This is a genomic window from Dactylosporangium sp. CA-139066, from assembly GCF_050936175.1.
Taxonomy (GTDB): domain Bacteria; phylum Actinomycetota; class Actinomycetes; order Mycobacteriales; family Micromonosporaceae; genus Dactylosporangium.
This window is the reverse complement of record NZ_JBNJNH010000001.1, coordinates 4,474,310-4,488,585: the sequence shown is the minus strand read 5'-3', so window position 1 is coordinate 4,488,585 and position 14,276 is coordinate 4,474,310. Positions and strand designations below refer to the sequence as shown.

15 protein-coding genes are annotated in these 14,276 nt (G+C 70.8%); 1 reads left to right on the top strand and 14 read right to left on the bottom strand.

Annotated elements, in window-relative coordinates:
• The 3 genes from ACQEVU_RS20490 to ACQEVU_RS20480 all read right to left on the bottom strand — a co-directional run bounded on the left by ACQEVU_RS20490 (nt 1) and on the right by ACQEVU_RS20480 (nt 2,995).
• Nucleotides 1-834, bottom strand: a complete 834-nt coding sequence (locus ACQEVU_RS20490) for a carbohydrate ABC transporter permease (RefSeq protein WP_433325815.1) — start codon at nt 832-834, stop codon at nt 1-3.
• Nucleotides 831-1,712 (bottom strand): carbohydrate ABC transporter permease, encoded by an 882-nt coding sequence (locus ACQEVU_RS20485; RefSeq protein WP_433325813.1) that lies wholly within the window; start codon nt 1,710-1,712, stop codon nt 831-833. Before ACQEVU_RS20485 ends, ACQEVU_RS20490 begins: the two co-directional genes overlap by 4 nt.
• A 68-nt stretch (nt 1,713-1,780) precedes the next feature.
• On the bottom strand, nt 1,781-2,995 hold the full coding sequence (locus ACQEVU_RS20480) for an ABC transporter substrate-binding protein (RefSeq protein WP_433325811.1): 1,215 nt from the start codon (nt 2,993-2,995) through the stop codon (nt 1,781-1,783).
• Between the two features lie 258 nt (nt 2,996-3,253).
• Between ACQEVU_RS20480 and ACQEVU_RS20475 the strand changes: the two genes are divergently transcribed.
• Nucleotides 3,254-4,066 (top strand): IclR family transcriptional regulator, encoded by an 813-nt coding sequence (locus tag ACQEVU_RS20475; RefSeq protein WP_433325809.1) that lies wholly within the window; start codon nt 3,254-3,256, stop codon nt 4,064-4,066.
• Nucleotides 4,067-4,083: 17 nt separating this feature from the next.
• Here the strand turns inward: ACQEVU_RS20475 and ACQEVU_RS20470 are convergent, their stop codons facing one another.
• From ACQEVU_RS20470 to ACQEVU_RS20420, 11 genes are read right to left on the bottom strand one after another with little or no spacing between them, the layout of a single operon-like run.
• Nucleotides 4,084-4,464 carry a Rid family detoxifying hydrolase gene (locus ACQEVU_RS20470; protein ID WP_433325807.1) on the bottom strand — a complete coding sequence of 127 codons (381 nt, stop codon included), beginning with the start codon at nt 4,462-4,464 and terminating at the stop codon, nt 4,084-4,086.
• Between the two features lie 37 nt (nt 4,465-4,501).
• Nucleotides 4,502-5,314 (bottom strand): IclR family transcriptional regulator, encoded by an 813-nt coding sequence (locus ACQEVU_RS20465; RefSeq protein ID WP_433325805.1) that lies wholly within the window; start codon nt 5,312-5,314, stop codon nt 4,502-4,504.
• Nucleotides 5,298-6,134 (bottom strand): hypothetical protein, encoded by an 837-nt coding sequence (locus ACQEVU_RS20460; protein WP_433325803.1) that lies wholly within the window; start codon nt 6,132-6,134, stop codon nt 5,298-5,300. The genes ACQEVU_RS20465 and ACQEVU_RS20460 overlap by 17 nt, the downstream gene beginning before the upstream one ends.
• Nucleotides 6,131-7,291, bottom strand: coding sequence for an aminotransferase class V-fold PLP-dependent enzyme (locus ACQEVU_RS20455; protein ID WP_433325801.1), 1,161 nt, complete (start codon nt 7,289-7,291; stop codon nt 6,131-6,133). The genes ACQEVU_RS20460 and ACQEVU_RS20455 overlap by 4 nt, the downstream gene beginning before the upstream one ends.
• 15 nt (nt 7,292-7,306) lie before the next feature.
• On the bottom strand, nt 7,307-8,389 hold the full coding sequence (locus ACQEVU_RS20450) for an amidohydrolase family protein (protein WP_433325799.1): 1,083 nt from the start codon (nt 8,387-8,389) through the stop codon (nt 7,307-7,309).
• Nucleotides 8,386-9,351: a Gfo/Idh/MocA family protein gene (locus ACQEVU_RS20445; RefSeq protein WP_433325797.1), complete on the bottom strand. Its 966-nt coding sequence runs from the start codon at nt 9,349-9,351 to the stop codon at nt 8,386-8,388. The genes ACQEVU_RS20450 and ACQEVU_RS20445 overlap by 4 nt, the downstream gene beginning before the upstream one ends.
• An 11-nt stretch (nt 9,352-9,362) precedes the next feature.
• Nucleotides 9,363-10,124, bottom strand: a complete 762-nt coding sequence (locus tag ACQEVU_RS20440; RefSeq protein ID WP_433325795.1) for an SDR family NAD(P)-dependent oxidoreductase — start codon at nt 10,122-10,124, stop codon at nt 9,363-9,365.
• Entirely contained in the window at nt 10,121-11,089 is a 969-nt protein-coding gene (locus ACQEVU_RS20435) for a phosphotriesterase family protein (protein ID WP_433325793.1), read from the bottom strand. Before ACQEVU_RS20435 ends, ACQEVU_RS20440 begins: the two co-directional genes overlap by 4 nt.
• The gene (locus tag ACQEVU_RS20430; RefSeq protein WP_433325791.1) at nt 11,086-11,964 is read right to left on the bottom strand and encodes a carbohydrate ABC transporter permease; all 879 of its coding nucleotides are present in this window, start codon (nt 11,962-11,964) and stop codon (nt 11,086-11,088) included. The genes ACQEVU_RS20435 and ACQEVU_RS20430 overlap by 4 nt, the downstream gene beginning before the upstream one ends.
• Nucleotides 11,961-12,860 (bottom strand): carbohydrate ABC transporter permease, encoded by a 900-nt coding sequence (locus ACQEVU_RS20425; protein ID WP_433325789.1) that lies wholly within the window; start codon nt 12,858-12,860, stop codon nt 11,961-11,963. The genes ACQEVU_RS20430 and ACQEVU_RS20425 overlap by 4 nt, the downstream gene beginning before the upstream one ends.
• Before the next feature lie 3 nt (nt 12,861-12,863).
• A complete protein-coding gene (locus ACQEVU_RS20420; protein ID WP_433325787.1) occupies nt 12,864-14,198 on the bottom strand; it encodes an ABC transporter substrate-binding protein in 1,335 nt (444 codons plus the stop codon).
• Between the last annotated feature and the right edge of the window lie 78 nt (nt 14,199-14,276).

The following is a 14,276-nucleotide window of genomic DNA, read 5'->3' as shown; positions in this document are numbered from 1 at the left end:
CTACCCCTTCACCGAACCGGAGGTGAGGCCACTCACGATCCGGCGCTGGACCAGTAGGAAGAAGATGATGGCGGGAACGGTGAACACCAGCGCGGCGGAGAACACCGTCGACAACGGGGTGATGAACTCGCCGATGAACGACGACAGGCCCTTGCTGGCCGGCCATTTCGCCGAGTCGCGGATGAACGTCGAGGCGAACAGGTACTCGTTCCAGCCGTCGAAGAACGTGATGACGGCGGCCGCGGCCACCGACGGCGCGACCAGCGGCAGCGTGACCTGGGAGAAGACGACGAACCGGGGTGCGCCGTCGACCCGGGCCGCCTCCTCGATCTCGTAGGGCACGCCGTCCACGGCCGACTTGATGATCCACGCGGCGACCGGCATGGCGAAGGCCGTGTTGGCCAGCACCAGGCCGAACAGCCCGTTGATCAGGCCGAGGGACACGAACAGCGTGTAAAGCGGCACGATCAACAGCGCCTCGGGCAGCATCTGGGTGGCGAACAGCGCGAAGCCCACGAGACCGCGGCCGTGGAAGCGGCGGTACCGCGACAGCCCGTACCCGGCCAGCACGGCGAGCGCCAGGCTGAAGAACGTCGTGCCGGACGCCACGATCGCGCTGTTGGTGAGCCAGCGCAGCAGCGGTACGTCGCTGTCGAAGACGTCGAAGATGGAGGCGATCCGGTCGACGCGCGGCCACAGGCTCTGCCCGTTGAACAGTTCCTCGCGGGTGGCGAGGGCGGTGTTGAGCATCCAGTACACCGGGAAGCCGGCGACGACGATGAGCACGACGACCGCGAGCCATCGCCCCGGACCCGCTCCGGTCAGCCGCTTCACTGCGCCTCCCGCCGCGCCGAGCGTCGCTCGACGACGAAGTAGACGACGGTGACGACGAGGGACAGGCACAGCCCGAGCATCCCCAGCGCGGACGCCCGGCCGAGGTCGGAGTTGGCGAACGCCTCCCGGTAGACGTTGATGACGAGCGTGTTGGTGGCATCGACCGGTCCGCCGCCGGTGAGCAGGTAGATGATCTCGAAGCGGCGAAGCGACCAGATCGTCATGAGCAGCGCCACGATGCGCAGGGTCGGCGCGATGTGCGGCAGGACGATCTCCTTGAGCGCGGTGAACCGGTCGGCGCCGTCGACCCGGGCCGACTCGCGCAACTCGGCGGGCACCGACTGCAGGGCGGCGAGGACGACGAGCATGATGAACGGGAACACCTTCCAGACGCTGACCGCGGTCACGGACAGCAGGCCGAGGTCGGGGTCGATGAGCCAGCCCTGCTCACCGATGCCGAGGACGGCGAGGCTGCGGTTGGCGACCCCGTCACCGACGTTGAAGATCCAGGTGAAGACGAGCACGACGGCGATCGAGGGCACCGCCCACGGCATCGTGAGGATGGCCCGCACGACGGCCCGGCCGCGGAATCCGTCGTTGATCGCGAACGCGGCGGCGGTGCCGAGCAGCAGCGACCCGCCGACCGTGCAGGCGGTGTAGAGGATCGTGGTGAGCACCGATGAGGCGAACCGGTCGTCGACGAGGAGGTCGTGGTAGTTGTCCAGGCCGACGTACTCGCCGCTGTCGGGGTTGAGCAGTTTGGTGTCGGTGAAGCTGAGCAGCACCCCGCGCAGCAGCGGGGTGGCGGTGAACACCAACAGATAGACGGCCGCGCCGCCGACGAACAGGTACGGCGCGAGCCGCGATCGGGTGCTCATGGGCCTCCTTCGGGGGGATCGTGCGCGGTAGATGCCGCGTGGCCGGCACCTACCGCGCCGGCGGCGGGTCAGCCCCCGACCGCCGCCTTGGCCTCCTGGGCCGCCTTGGCGAGGGCCTCCTCGGGCGGGACGTTCTGCAGCAGCACCTTCTCGATCCACTGCAACACGATGTGGCGGATCTGCGGGGTCTTGGCCTCGAACCCGTCCACCACGGCGTCGTGCGAGTACGGCGCGTTCTCCCGGTAGGCGGTGACCCACGGGTTGGCCTTGACGTACGCCTCGGGGACGGTCGTGTCGACGGCCACGGTCGAGGCGTTGCCGATGACCTCGGAGAGCTTCTGCTGCGGCTGCGGCTGGACCAGCCAGCGCAGGAAGTCCTTGGCCAGCTCCTTGTTCTTGGAGTGCTTGTTGATGACGAAGTAGATGCCGACCTGGCTGGTGTTCTTGCCCGGGAACGGCAGCTTCGAGGACATGATGGAGGTGCCCGGCACCTTGTCGCTGATCATCGCGGTCGGCGCGCCGGTCGCGTCGATGAGCATCGCCAGCTTGCCCTCCTTGAACTTCGTGCGGAAGGTCGACGCGTCGTCACCCACGGCGAAGGCGCCGGAGTCGTAGACGGCCTTGTAGGCCTTGAGCGCGGCGATGTTCTCCGGCCGGTCGATGGTGAGGTTCTTGCCGTCGGACCAGCCGCCGCCGAAGCCCTGCGGCCAGTTGTTGAAGTCGATCCACCACGGGTTCTCCTCGGCGATGCGATGGCGCACCGCGAAGCCGGTGATGCCCGTCTTCTCCTTGATGGTCTTCGCCGCCGAGACGAGTTCCTCGGGCGTGGTCGGCGGCTGGACGCCGGCCTGGGCCAGGATGTCCTTGTTCCACAGCAACGCGTAGGGGGCGATCTGGGCGGTGATGGCGAGCTGCTTGCCGCGCCACTTGCCGCCCTCGTTGGTGACGTTGAGCTTCGTGTCGGCGCTGAAGACGCCGTCGAGCGGTTCGAGGACACCTGCCTCGGCGAGCTCCGGCAGGAACGTGTCGGCGACGGCGAACACGTCGGGGCCGCCGCCCGCGGCGATCTGCGTCTTGATGGTGGTCTCGTAGTCGGCCCGGGTGATTTCCTGCTTGGTCAGCGTCGCCTTTGGGTTCTGCTGCTGGTAGCCCTGAAAGGTCTCCCACATCTTCGCGCCGTAGCTCGGTGCCAGCAGGTCCCAGTGGGTGATCTCGAGGGTGCCGCCGTCCTGGGCGGACTTGGTGGGTTCAGTGGTGTCGCCGCATGCGGCCGTCAGGCTCAATGAAGCCACGACAGCGGCCGCCAGAAGTGCGGATCGGTGTCTCAACATTCCAGTCCACCTCGTGTGGCAGTTGGTGTGTCGCAGGGACGTGGGACTTGGTCCACGACTGTAGACGCGGTGATCGGATATGGGAATACGCGTTCAGATATATGAATCACGTGCCTATTCTCCAAGCTCAGAGCCGGTTGATTGCCTACGATCGGACGCGTGTGGCACCCTGCTCGGGACTCGACTCACGGACGAAGGCGGACGGAAACCATGGCGCCGACACCCCGATCTCAGGACGTCGCGGACGCCGCGACGCCGGCCGGCTCGATCAAGTCGGCCGAACGCGTACTGCAGATCCTGGGCCTGGTCGCGGGGCACACCGACGGGATCGACGCCAGCGGTATCCGCACCGCCCTGCAGCTGCCCCGCAGCAGCCTGCACGGGCTGTTGCGGGTGCTGTCGGAGCACGGCTACCTGTTCATGGACCCGGACTCCCGGGTCTACCGGGTCGGGCTGCGCGCCTGGGAGGTCGGGCAGGCGTACGCACACAACCGGAACATCACCGTCCTCATTGGACCCGAGATGCGCGCGCTGCGTGACGAGCTCAACGAGACGGTGCAGCTGGCCGTCCTGGACGGCCTCGACAACGTCTATCTGGCCAAGGAGGAGTCCGACCATCCGCTGCGCCTGGTCTCCGGCGTCGGGCTGCGGCTGCCCGCGCACACCACGGCGCTGGGCAAGGTGCTGCTGGCCGGCCTGCCCGCGGGCGAGCTGCGCCGCCGGCTGATCGGGGTCACGTTGCAGCGGTTCACCAAGAGCACCGTCGGCGACAAGGCCGAGCTGCAGCGGCGGCTCGCGGCCGTGCGGACCAACGGGTTCGCCGAGGACGACGGCGAGTACACCGTCGGGCTCTACTGCGTCGCCGTGCCGGTGCGCAGCGAGTCGGGGGCGGTCGTCGCCGCCGTGAGCTGTTCCATCCCCTCGGCCCGCGCGGGCGGTGCCGGCGACCGCGCCCAGCGATACCTGCCGGCGCTGCGAGCCTGCGCCGACCGGCTCGCCCCGCTGATGGCCCCCCTGTCCTGAGCGCCGCGGGCGCGGCGTCAGCCGTCCACTGCCGCCACGCAGTCGATCTCGACCAGCATGCCCGCGGCCAGCGTCGATCCCACCGTCGTGCGCACCGGGCGCGGCTCGGACATCAGCCGGCCGTACGCCCGGTCGAAGGCGGCAAAGTCGGTCAGGTCCGCCAGGTGCACGGTGACCTTCACGACCCGGCTGAGCGAGCTTCCGCCGGCCCTCAGCACCTCGTCGAGATTGCGCAGCACCTGGACGGTCTGCTCGCCGACGTCACGGCCGACGAGCTGCCCGGTGGCCGGGTCGACCGGTCCCATCCCGGCGGTGAAGAGCAGCCCGTTGACGAGCAGCCCCTGCGAGTACGCCCCGGCCGGGACCGGGGCCCGGTCGGTCCGGATCTGTTGCACCATGTCTCCGCCTTCGGTGTCTGATGTGGACGAACACTGGTCACTGGTCACCGCCGCGCCAGCCGAGGTCACGGGACATCGCGTCGCAGTGGCGGGTCAGCGAGCTCACGAGGTGGTCGCGGTGCGCCGGCCCGTCACCGAGCCGGACCCGGGGGATGGAGCAGCTCATCGCGGCCACCACCCGCCCGGTGCCGTCCCTGACCGGTACGGCGACGCAGAAGACCCCGGGGGTGTACTCGCCGTCGTCCTCGCCGAAGCCGCGCTCACGGATGTCCTGGACCCGCTCGAGCAGCTGCTGCCACGTGGTGACGGTGTGCTGCGTGAACTTGCGCATGCTCACGCCCTCGAGGCGTGCCTTCAGGTCCGCCGGATCGAGGTAGGCCAGCAGCACCTTGCCGAGGCCGGTGGCGTAGGCGGGCAGCCGCATCCCGACCCGGGACACCAGCCGCAGCGGATGGTCGGCCTCGACCTTGGCGATGTAGACGTTGTCGATGCCGTCGAGCACGGCGAGCTGCACGGTTTCGTTGAGCTCGTCGCGGGCCGCCCGCAGGTGCGGTTCGGCCCGCTGGGCGAGGCTGTCCAGGTAGTCGAAGCTTTGCGCGGTCTCCCAGACCCGCACGCCGATCCGGTAGCGCCGCTGTTCCTCATCCAGATGGATCCAGCCGCGGCTCACCAGCGTGCCCAGCAGTGCGTGCAGGCTGCTCTTGGGAAAGCCCAGGTCGTGGCTGATCTGCGGGAACGTTGCGCCGGAGCGGTGTGCGGCCAGGTACTCCATGAGATCCAGCGCGCGCTCGGCAGACTTGACGCCGGTCGCGGACTGGACGTTCGGCGGGGTGTTACGGGTGGCGGTCATGACGCTGGCCTCCTTGCGTGCTGAGATGTGACCGGCTGTCCCGCCCAGGTTCGATCGGGAAGCGCGCCGCGTTGCCCGGGTCGTGCAACGCCACCACCTCATCACACACGCGTCGATACTGTTTGATGGACTGGCGGCACGCGGCGGCGTCCTCGGCGATGCCGATCGGGAGCTCCTCGGCGATGTTGCGGTCGAAGAACGCCGTCTCCAGCAGGCCGACCACGCCGTCGGCGCAGCGGACCCGGACGCCGGCCGACCCGGGGTGGTGGCCGCCGGTCGTCTCGAACTCCAGCCCGGGCGCCACCGTGACCGGCCCGTCGGTCAGCACGAGCCGCCCGGCGACCGCCAGGTCCCGCAGCAACGACCAGGTGCCGCTCGTGAAGTAGAACTCGGTGGGCGGGTGCCCCGGCGGCGCGCACAACATCTCCCGTACCCCGGCGTACGAGGCGTAGATCGTGGCGCGCGGGAGCAGGCCCGGCAGGAGCCCGCCGGTGTGGTACGTGACCGTCTGGGTGAGCAGGACGAAGTCGACGTCCTCGCCGCGGACTCCGAGCACGTCGAGGGCCTCCGGCAGCAGCCGCACGTCGTGGAACGCGCATCGCGGGTCCAGGGCCTGATTGGCCTTCTCCAGCGCCGCCCGGTCGGCGTCGCCGATGGGCAGGCCGGTGTCGATCAGTCCGGTCCGCTCGCCGTCGGTGACCAGCCAGACGTAGAACCACAGGTCGTAGAAGTCGTGGTCGTTGCGGCCGAAGAACGCCGCCGTTCCCACGAGCGGCATGCGGGCCACCGGCGCCGCGGCCAGCCGCCATGGGCCCGTCATTGGTCGAGTACCTCGATCAGCCGCTTCGCCAGCGCGGCACCGTCGCCGGGCTGTAGTCCCATCGGGTTGACGACGAGCACGCCCTGCCAGGCGCGGTCCTCGCCGACGTGGATGCGGGGCGCGCCCCGGTCCAGCTCCCGCACGACGTCATCGGCGTCGCGACCGGACGCGGACAGGTCGATCTCGAGGACCGGTACGTCGAGGTGGTGCTCGTAGCCGTCCCGGACCGCGCACCGGGCGTCGGCCTCCAGCGCGGCCCGGATGTCGGCCAGCTCCTGCGCCCCGTGCCGGTGGTGGGCGTCCGGGTCCCGGACGAACGCCCGCAGGGCGACGAGCAGGCCGATGATCTGTTCGCGGCCGACCTTCATGCCCCGGCCGATGCCGTGCCGGCCGCGGACGGGGTCGGCGCCGGTGATCTCCGAGCGCTGCCAGGTGCTGGGCCGGATGTCCATGTCCTGGTGGTGCAGGGCGACCGCGCCGACCAGGTCGGCCCGGCCGCAGAGGATTCCGGCGGTGTGCGGGCCCCGGAAGGCCTTTCCGGCGCTGATCGCGACCAGGTCGGCGCCGCCGTCGAGCAGCTCCGCGAGCCTCGCCAGGGGTGGTACGTCCATCGCGGCATCGACGAGCACCGGCACACCGGCGCGGTGGGCCAGTTCCGAGACCTCGGCGATGCCGAGGTGGTCGCCGCCGCGGCCGGGCCGCCACAGCACCAGCGCGGCCCGTTCGTCGAGCTCGCGGACGAGCTCGTCGGGGCGCGTCGATCCGGGGTAGCCGATCTCGACCAGTTCCGCGCCGACGGCGGTCAGCGCGTGGTCGTAGGGGTCCCGGTGGGCCCGCTGGATGATGGCCCGGCGGCGGGGCCCGGCGACGTCGGGCAGCACGTCGATGGCCGCTGGACGGTCGCCGGCGAGGCAGACGGCGGTGGCGAGGCTCAGGGCCGCGGCGGCGCCGCTGGTGACGTAGGCGGCGGGCGCGCCGAGCAGGGCGGCGATCTCGGCGCCGGCGGCCTCCTGGAGCTCGTCCATGCGTACGTTGCGTGCGCCCGCCGCCCGCATCGCCTCCACGACGTCGTCGGACAGCGGCAGGCCGCCCAGCCGGGTGGCCGGCCCGACCGCGTTGATGATGGTGCGCACGCCCAGTTCCGTATAGATGTCCATGTGTCGATGCCCCTTTCAGATTGGTTCGGCGCGGTACACGATCTCGCCGCCCCGGACGGTCAGCACGGCCGCGACGGCCGGGGCCGGGTCCTCGGTCACCCGCAGGACCGCGACGTCGGCCGGTGCACCGGCGCGGAGGGTCCCGACACCGGCGCCGTCCAGCCCGGCGACCCGGGCCGGCGCCACCGTCGTGCGGCGGACCACCTCGGGCAGGGCGACGCCGAGCCCGAGGAACTTCGCCATGACGTCGGGCAGGCCGCCGACGATGGGCCGCGAGTAGGTGTGCAGGTCGGAGCTGATCGTGTCGGGCAGGAACCCGGCGCCGACCGCGGCCCGCGCCTGCTCCAGGTCGAAGCCGCACATGCCGTGCCCGACGTCGAAGAGCACGCCGCGCTGCCGGGCCTCGTGGACCAGGTCGACGACCCGGCCGTGCTCGGTGTACGGGGTGCCGGACAGGCCGGTGAAGCAGTGGGTGAGGATGTCGCCGGGGCCGAGCCGGGCCAGGATGTCGGCCAGCGAGGCGGGCGGCGGCCCGAGGTGCACCATCAGCGGCAGCCCCTCGGCGTCGGCGACCTCGCGAGCCCGGTCCAGGGCGACGACGCCGTTGTCGCCGGCGACGTCGGCGGACGCCCGGACCTTCACGCCGATGATCCGTTGCCGGTGTTCGGCGATCGCCGCGCGGCAGGCGGCGGGGTCGACGTACGGGAGGGTCTTCAGCTCTCCGGAGAGCAGGATGCTCGTGGTGCCGACGGTGGAGATGTTGATGAACGCGCCGATCCGGGTGCGGGCCTGTTCGAGCGTACCGCGGACGAACGCCCCGAACAGGTGCGCGCCGGCGCTGCCGGTGTCCACCATGGTCGTGACCCCGCTGGGCGGGCCGAGCACGTCCGGATCGACACCGAGGTCCTGGCCGACGAAGACGTGCGTGTGCAGGTCGACCAGCCCAGGCGTCACCACCAGCCCCGACACGTCCACGACCCGGTCCGCCGGGCCGGCCCTGCCGGCGATCCGCCCGTCGCGCACGACGACGTCCCCCGGGGCCAGGGTGCCGGCCTCGGGGTCGCAGACGAGGCCGCCACGGAGCACGAACCCGGTCATGACAGCCTCACCGGCTGTCCGGTGCGGGCGGACTCGGCCGCGGCGGCGGCGCAGACCACGGCCAGCCGCCCGTCCTCGGCGGCCGGGACGGCGGGCTCCGGCCCGGAGCAGGCCGCCACGAACGCCGAGAGCTGCCGGTGCAGCCAGTCGTCGCCGGCGTAGGACTCGGCCCGCTCCCCCGCCGTGGACGACACGGCGAGCGTGCCGCCCTGCTCGATCCGCAGCTGCCCGGCGCTGCCCTGCACGACGGTCAGCGACCGGGGGCCGGCCCCGTGCGTGCGGCCGAACGACAGCGAGATTCCGGCGACCGCGCCGGACGCGAACGTCCCGGTGATCGCGGCCGCCGACTCGGCCTCCCCGGCCAGGCCGGTGGTGCGGCAGGTCAGCTCGGCCAGGGGCACGCCGACCAGCCACGGCAGCCGGTCGAAGCAGTGGTGCGCCTGCAGCTGCAGGATCCCGCCGCCGCGGCCGGCGTCCCAGTACCAGGGCGGCGTGTCGGGCGTCGCCTCGACGATCACGTCGGTGACCGACAGCGGCTCCCCGATCACGCCGTCGGCGACCAGCGTCCGGGCCGCGAGCCACTCGGCCCGGAACCGGTAGCTGAACCCGACCATGAGCACGATGCCGGCCGCGTCCCGGGCCGCGATGATCCGGTCCGCCTCGGCGACGCTGTTGCACAGCGGCTTGTCGATCAGGACGTGGACGCCGCTTGCCGCCGCCGCGACGCAGGCGTCGGCGTGGCCGTCGTGGGGCAGCCCGAGGTAGACGGCGTCGACCGCGCCGGAGTCCAGCAGTTCGGAGCAGCCGGCGAACGCGAGGCCGCCCGACCGGCCGGTCAGCGCGGCGGCGCGTTCGGCAACCGGGTCGGCGACGGCGGTGACTCGCACCCCGGGCAGCCCTTCGGCGGTCGCCGCCACCTTGGCGCCCATGATCCCGGCACCGACGATGCCAAGCCTGATCATGACGTCGCTCCTCACATGCCCAGCAGCTCGCCGCCGTCGACGACGATGTCGCCGAGCAGGATGTGGGAGCTGTCCGCGGAGAGCAGGAAGCGCACCACGGAGGCGACGTCGCTGCCGCGGGCGACCCGGCCGGCCGGGATCCGGGGGCGGAACGCCGGCAGGCTTCCGTCGGCCAGGTCGTCGACGGAGGCGTGGTCGCTGGCGAGCTGCCGCATCATCTCCGTGTCCGTCGGCCCGGGCGAGACGGTGTTGACCCGGACCCCGCTGCCGGCGACCTCCAGGGCGAGGACCCGCAACGACTGGCGCAGGGCGGCCTTGGACGCCGCGTAGGCGGCCTGCCGCATCCGGGGCATCCGCGCGGCGACGGAGGCGACCGCCACGATGGACCCGCTGCCGCGGGCGGCCATGCCGGCGGCGTAGCGGCGGGCCACGTCGAAGCAGCCGACGGCGTTGACCCGCAGGATGCGCTCGAAGTCGGCGACGGTGACGTCGAGGGTGGGTGAGCTGTCGAAGACCCCGGCGGCGATCGCGACCTTGTCCGCCTCGGCGGTCTCGGCGACCAGGTCCTGCACCGATTTCTCGTCGGTGACGTCGACGTGGCGGGCGGTCGCCTCGACGCCCTGCACCCGCAGCGTGGCCGCGACGCGTTCGACGAGCTCGGCGTCGATGTCGGCGAGGACCAGCCGGTCGCCGGGGCAGGCGCGGGCGAGGTCCTCGCCGATCGCCTGCCCGATGCCGCGACCCGCGCCGACCACGACTGCTGTTGTGCTCATGGTTGTTCTCCAGGTTCAGTGGCGGGCGCCGCCGCGTACGCGAACGCCCGGGCGGGGTTGGCGACCGTCATGCGGTGGATGTCCTCCTCGGACACTCCCCGGTCGCGCAGCATGGGCAGGAAGGTCTCGATCACGTTGGCGTAGCCCGGTCCGCCGTACGCGGCGAGCTGGCCCAGCTCGCAGATGTCGTTGGACAGCATCAGCTGCCCGGCCAGTCCCATGGCGGTCAGTTCGGCGACGTTGTCGGCCCGGAACGACAGGGGCGCGTACCCCTGCACGAAGGCCAGGTTGTCGATGTTGAGCCAGGCGCCCCGTTCGGCGATCGGCAGCCACCACTTCGTCCCGCGCCGGTCGCCCAGGTGCGACACGATGACGCGGGCCGGGTCGACCCCCTCCTCGGCGAGCAGGTCGAGCTGCTCGAGGGCCAGCTCGCCCCAGTGGGTGGTGTGGGTCATGATCGGGCAGCCGGTGCGGCGGTGGGCCCGGCCCGCGGCGCGGAACACCCGCTCCTGGTGCGGGGTGATGTGGCCGCGCTCGGTGCCGATCTCGCCGATGAAGCCGGGGCGGATGCCGCTGCCGTCGACGCCGTCGGTGACCTCGGCGACGAGGCGGTCGGCGAGGGCCTCGGTGCTGTCGGTGGTGATGTAGCCGGGGTAGACGACCTCGCGGTACCAGCCGGCGCCCATCACGATGTTGATGCCGCTGGCCTCGCTGATCCGGCGCAGGGCCTGCGGGTCGCGCTTGAGCCCGATGTTGGTCGGGTCGCAGATCGTCCGGCCGCCGGCCGCGGCGAACCGGCGGAGCTCCTCGACGGCGATCTCCTCGTCGTCGAGGATCGCCTCGTACAGCTGGCGCAGTCCCCACCCGTCGACCAGCACGTGGTCGTGGCTGAGGGTGTTGCCCATGTCCTCGGGCTCGATCGGCCCGAGGACGGTCATGACCTTCCCGGCAAGACTTTCGATCATTTCACACTCCCTGCGGCAAGGCCGGTCACGATGTACCGCTGAAACGCCAGCGCGATGAGCACCGGCGGGACGACCGTGAACATGGTGGCCGCGGCCAGCGTCGTCCAGGAGAACTGCTGGAGGTTCTGCAGGCCGGCCACGACCGGCGGGACGGTGAGGGCGTTGGTGAGCACCAGCGAGTAGAAGAACTCGCTCCACGCCTCCAGGAAGACCAGCAGGCCGGCGGCGATCAGCCCGGGCCGGGCGATCGGGGTGACAACCACCAGCAGGCAGCGCAACCGGGACGCGCCGTCGACCTCGGCGGCCTCCTCCAGCTCCTTGGGCACGCTGTCGAAGTACGTCTTGAGCAGCCAGATCGCCAACGGCAGCGTGAACGCGTTGTAGCTGATGATCAGGGCCAGCGACGTGTTGAGCAGCCCGAGCTGCCGGAACGCGACGAAGAACGGCAGCACGATCGCGATGGCCGGCACCACCCGGGAGGCGAGCAGCAGCAGGTACGCCAGGCGCGAGCCGCGGAACTCGTACCGCGAGAACGCGTACCCGGCGGTACCGGCGATGACCAGGTTGCTGGCGACCACGACGACACCGACGACCAGGCTCCGCACGATCGCCGGCATCAGCCGGGCGACCGCGTCGGTGCTCGAGACGATCCCGCCGTCCTGCCCGGTGGAGAACGGCGCGCTGTTGCCGGTGAAGATGGCGACGTAGTTGGCCAGCGTCGGGTCGTGCGGCCACCAGTGGAACGGCTTGGCGCCGATCTCCGACGGCCCCATGAAACTGCTCAGCACGGTGAAGTACAGCGGGAACAGGATCCAGACGAGGAACAGCGCGAACCCGGCGTAGATCCCGGCCGAGGCGAGTTTTGATCGTCTCACTCCACGCCCTCCGTGATCGTGCTCGAGCGGTACAGCAGCTTCACGAACACGAACCCGAGCACCAGCGCGATCCCGCCGAGGACGACGGCCGTCGCCGAGCCGAGGCCGGTGTTCGTGTAGACGAACAGCTGCTGGTACAGGTAGATCGACAGCACCGACGTGGCGTCGCCCGGGCCGCCCTGGGTCAGCGCCCAGATCGTGTCGAACTGCATGAACCCGAAGATCGTGTTGATGATGACCACGACGACGATGACCGGCCGCAGCCAGGGCAGGGTCAGGTGCCGCAGCCGCTGCCAGGCGTTGGTCCCGTCGACCATCGCGGCCTCCGGAAGCTCGCGCGGGATCGTCTGCAGCCCGGCCAGGAACAGCAGCCCGGTGAACGACGCCTGCCGCCAGGCCCCGGCGAGGATCGCGACGACCAGGGCGCCGGTGCTGTCCGACAGCGGGGAGACGCCGTCGAGGCCGACGAGGGCGAGGGCGCCGTTGAGCGCGCCGACCTCGCCGTCGACGAACCACTTCCAGATCATGCCGACCATCACCCACGGACACGCCCACGGGACGATGAGCAGGCTGCGGGCCAGCCACCGGCCGCGGAAGCCGGTGTTGAGCAGCAGCGCGAAGGCGAGGCCCAGCAGCGTCGAGACGAGCAGGAACCCGACCGCGTACAGCACCGTGGTGGTGAGCGCGTGCACGAACTGCTTGTCGGCGAACAGGGTCTTGAAGTTCGCCAGCCCGGCCCACCGCTCCTGCCCGGCGAAGGTGACCTTCTGCAGGGAGTAGATCGTCGTGCGGATCGCCGGCCAGGCGACCAGACCGAGCACGAAGACGAGGGCCGGGGTGGCGAGGACGAGCCCGAACCGGGCATCGGCCCGGGCCCGCACCGATTTTGCGGCCATGCTCTAGCTGCCCGCGGCGGCGAGGTTCTTGGCGTCCGCGGCGAGCCCGTCGACGGTGTCCTTGATGCCGGCCTGGCCGAGCAGCATCGCCTGGAGCCGGTCGCCGACCTTGACCTGGAACGAGGCGTACCACGGGGCGACCCGGGCCGGGACCACGTCGCTCTGGTTGGCGAAGGCGTCCTCCAGCTTCGGCATCTCGTAGTAGTCCGGGAACGCGGCCAGGAAGTCCTTGTCCTTGAACAGCCCCGGGTACGGGCCGAGCAGCGCCGCCGCCTTCGCCCAGGAGGTGAAGGTGGAGTACTTGCCGGCCTCGTCCTTCCAGCCGTAGAACTTCAGCAGCTTCCAGGCGTCCTCGGCCCGGGCGCCGCCGGCCGTGGCCCCGATCTGGATGACCTCACCGATCTGCAGCGTCTTGCCGGTGATGCCGGGGTGGCGGTACGAGATCGTGACGTTCTTCGACTCGGGCCCCTCGGTCGTGCGGATGATCTGCAGGAAGTAGTGGTGCAGCGTGTAGAAGGTGGAGTTGCCCTGCGCCATCGCGGTGACGTGCGCGCCCGGGTCGGCGGTGAGCACCTCCTTGGACGTCAGTCCCTCCTGGTACATCGCCTTCCACCACTCCATGACGCTGAGCGTCTTGGCGTCGTCGGCGAAGACCGGGGCACCCTTGGCGTCGAACGGCGTGATCCCGTCGGCCAGCAGGTAGACGAGGAAGTACTCCTCCAGGAACTGCTTGGTCCAGTAGCCCGCGTACGGACTGGCGACCCCGGCGGCCTTGAGCTTCTTGCACTGCTCGTACACCTCCTCCTTCGTGGTCGGAGGTGCACTGATGCCGTGTTTCTGCAGGTGGCTCTGGTTGTACATGAGGCTGTGCACCGCGGAGAAGTACGGGACGCTGATGATTCGGCCGTCCGCGAGCCGGTGCCGGGCCGCCGAGGCGGGGAACATGTCGCCCAGCATGTCCTCGACGCCGGCGAACTTGTTGAGCGTTCCGGCCCAGCCCGCGTCGACGTACTTGGTCGAGGCGTAGGCGAAGTTGTAGAAGGCGTCGATCGCCTGGCCGCCCTGCAGCCGCGTCTGCAGGGCCGGGCCGTAGCCGACGTTCGGGATAAGGGACAGATCCACGCCCACGCCGGACTGGTCCTTGAAGGACGACAGCAGGGTGCGGATCTGGTCCGGGTACGCCTCCCAGGCGGTCATCGACAGCGTCCCGGGAGTGTCGTTGGTCTTCGGGGTGGACGCACCGCCGCACGCAGCGAACAGCGATGCCGTGGGAACGGTCAGGCCCGCCGCGAGCGCGCCGCGCAGCAGGCTCCGACGGGAGATCGACGTGCTGGTCAAGAACAAACCCGGGTTCGGGCGCCGCTCATCCATGTGTGACCCTCCGGCCCGTCAGATGGTTCATATACATGAACCTAA

Bases quoted from the DNA above. Each gene is read 5' to 3' on its own strand.
- ACQEVU_RS20445 (WP_433325797.1), bottom strand. From the start codon at position 9,351: ATGATCAGGCTTGGCATCGTCGGTGCCGGGATCATGGGCGCCAAGGTG.
- ACQEVU_RS20470 (WP_433325807.1), bottom strand. From the start codon at position 4,464: ATGGTGCAACAGATCCGGACCGACCGGGCCCCGGTCCCGGCCGGGGCG.
- ACQEVU_RS20485 (WP_433325813.1), bottom strand. From the start codon at position 1,712: ATGAGCACCCGATCGCGGCTCGCGCCGTACCTGTTCGTCGGCGGCGCG.
- ACQEVU_RS20440 (WP_433325795.1), bottom strand. From the start codon at position 10,124: ATGAGCACAACAGCAGTCGTGGTCGGCGCGGGTCGCGGCATCGGGCAG.
- ACQEVU_RS20450 (WP_433325799.1), bottom strand. From the start codon at position 8,389: ATGACCGGGTTCGTGCTCCGTGGCGGCCTCGTCTGCGACCCCGAGGCC.
- ACQEVU_RS20465 (WP_433325805.1), bottom strand. From the start codon at position 5,314: ATGACCGCCACCCGTAACACCCCGCCGAACGTCCAGTCCGCGACCGGC.
- ACQEVU_RS20460 (WP_433325803.1), bottom strand. From the start codon at position 6,134: ATGACGGGCCCATGGCGGCTGGCCGCGGCGCCGGTGGCCCGCATGCCG.
- ACQEVU_RS20435 (WP_433325793.1), bottom strand. From the start codon at position 11,089: ATGATCGAAAGTCTTGCCGGGAAGGTCATGACCGTCCTCGGGCCGATC.
- ACQEVU_RS20475 (WP_433325809.1), top strand. From the start codon at position 3,254: ATGGCGCCGACACCCCGATCTCAGGACGTCGCGGACGCCGCGACGCCG.
- ACQEVU_RS20455 (WP_433325801.1), bottom strand. From the start codon at position 7,291: ATGGACATCTATACGGAACTGGGCGTGCGCACCATCATCAACGCGGTC.
- ACQEVU_RS20425 (WP_433325789.1), bottom strand. From the start codon at position 12,860: ATGGCCGCAAAATCGGTGCGGGCCCGGGCCGATGCCCGGTTCGGGCTC.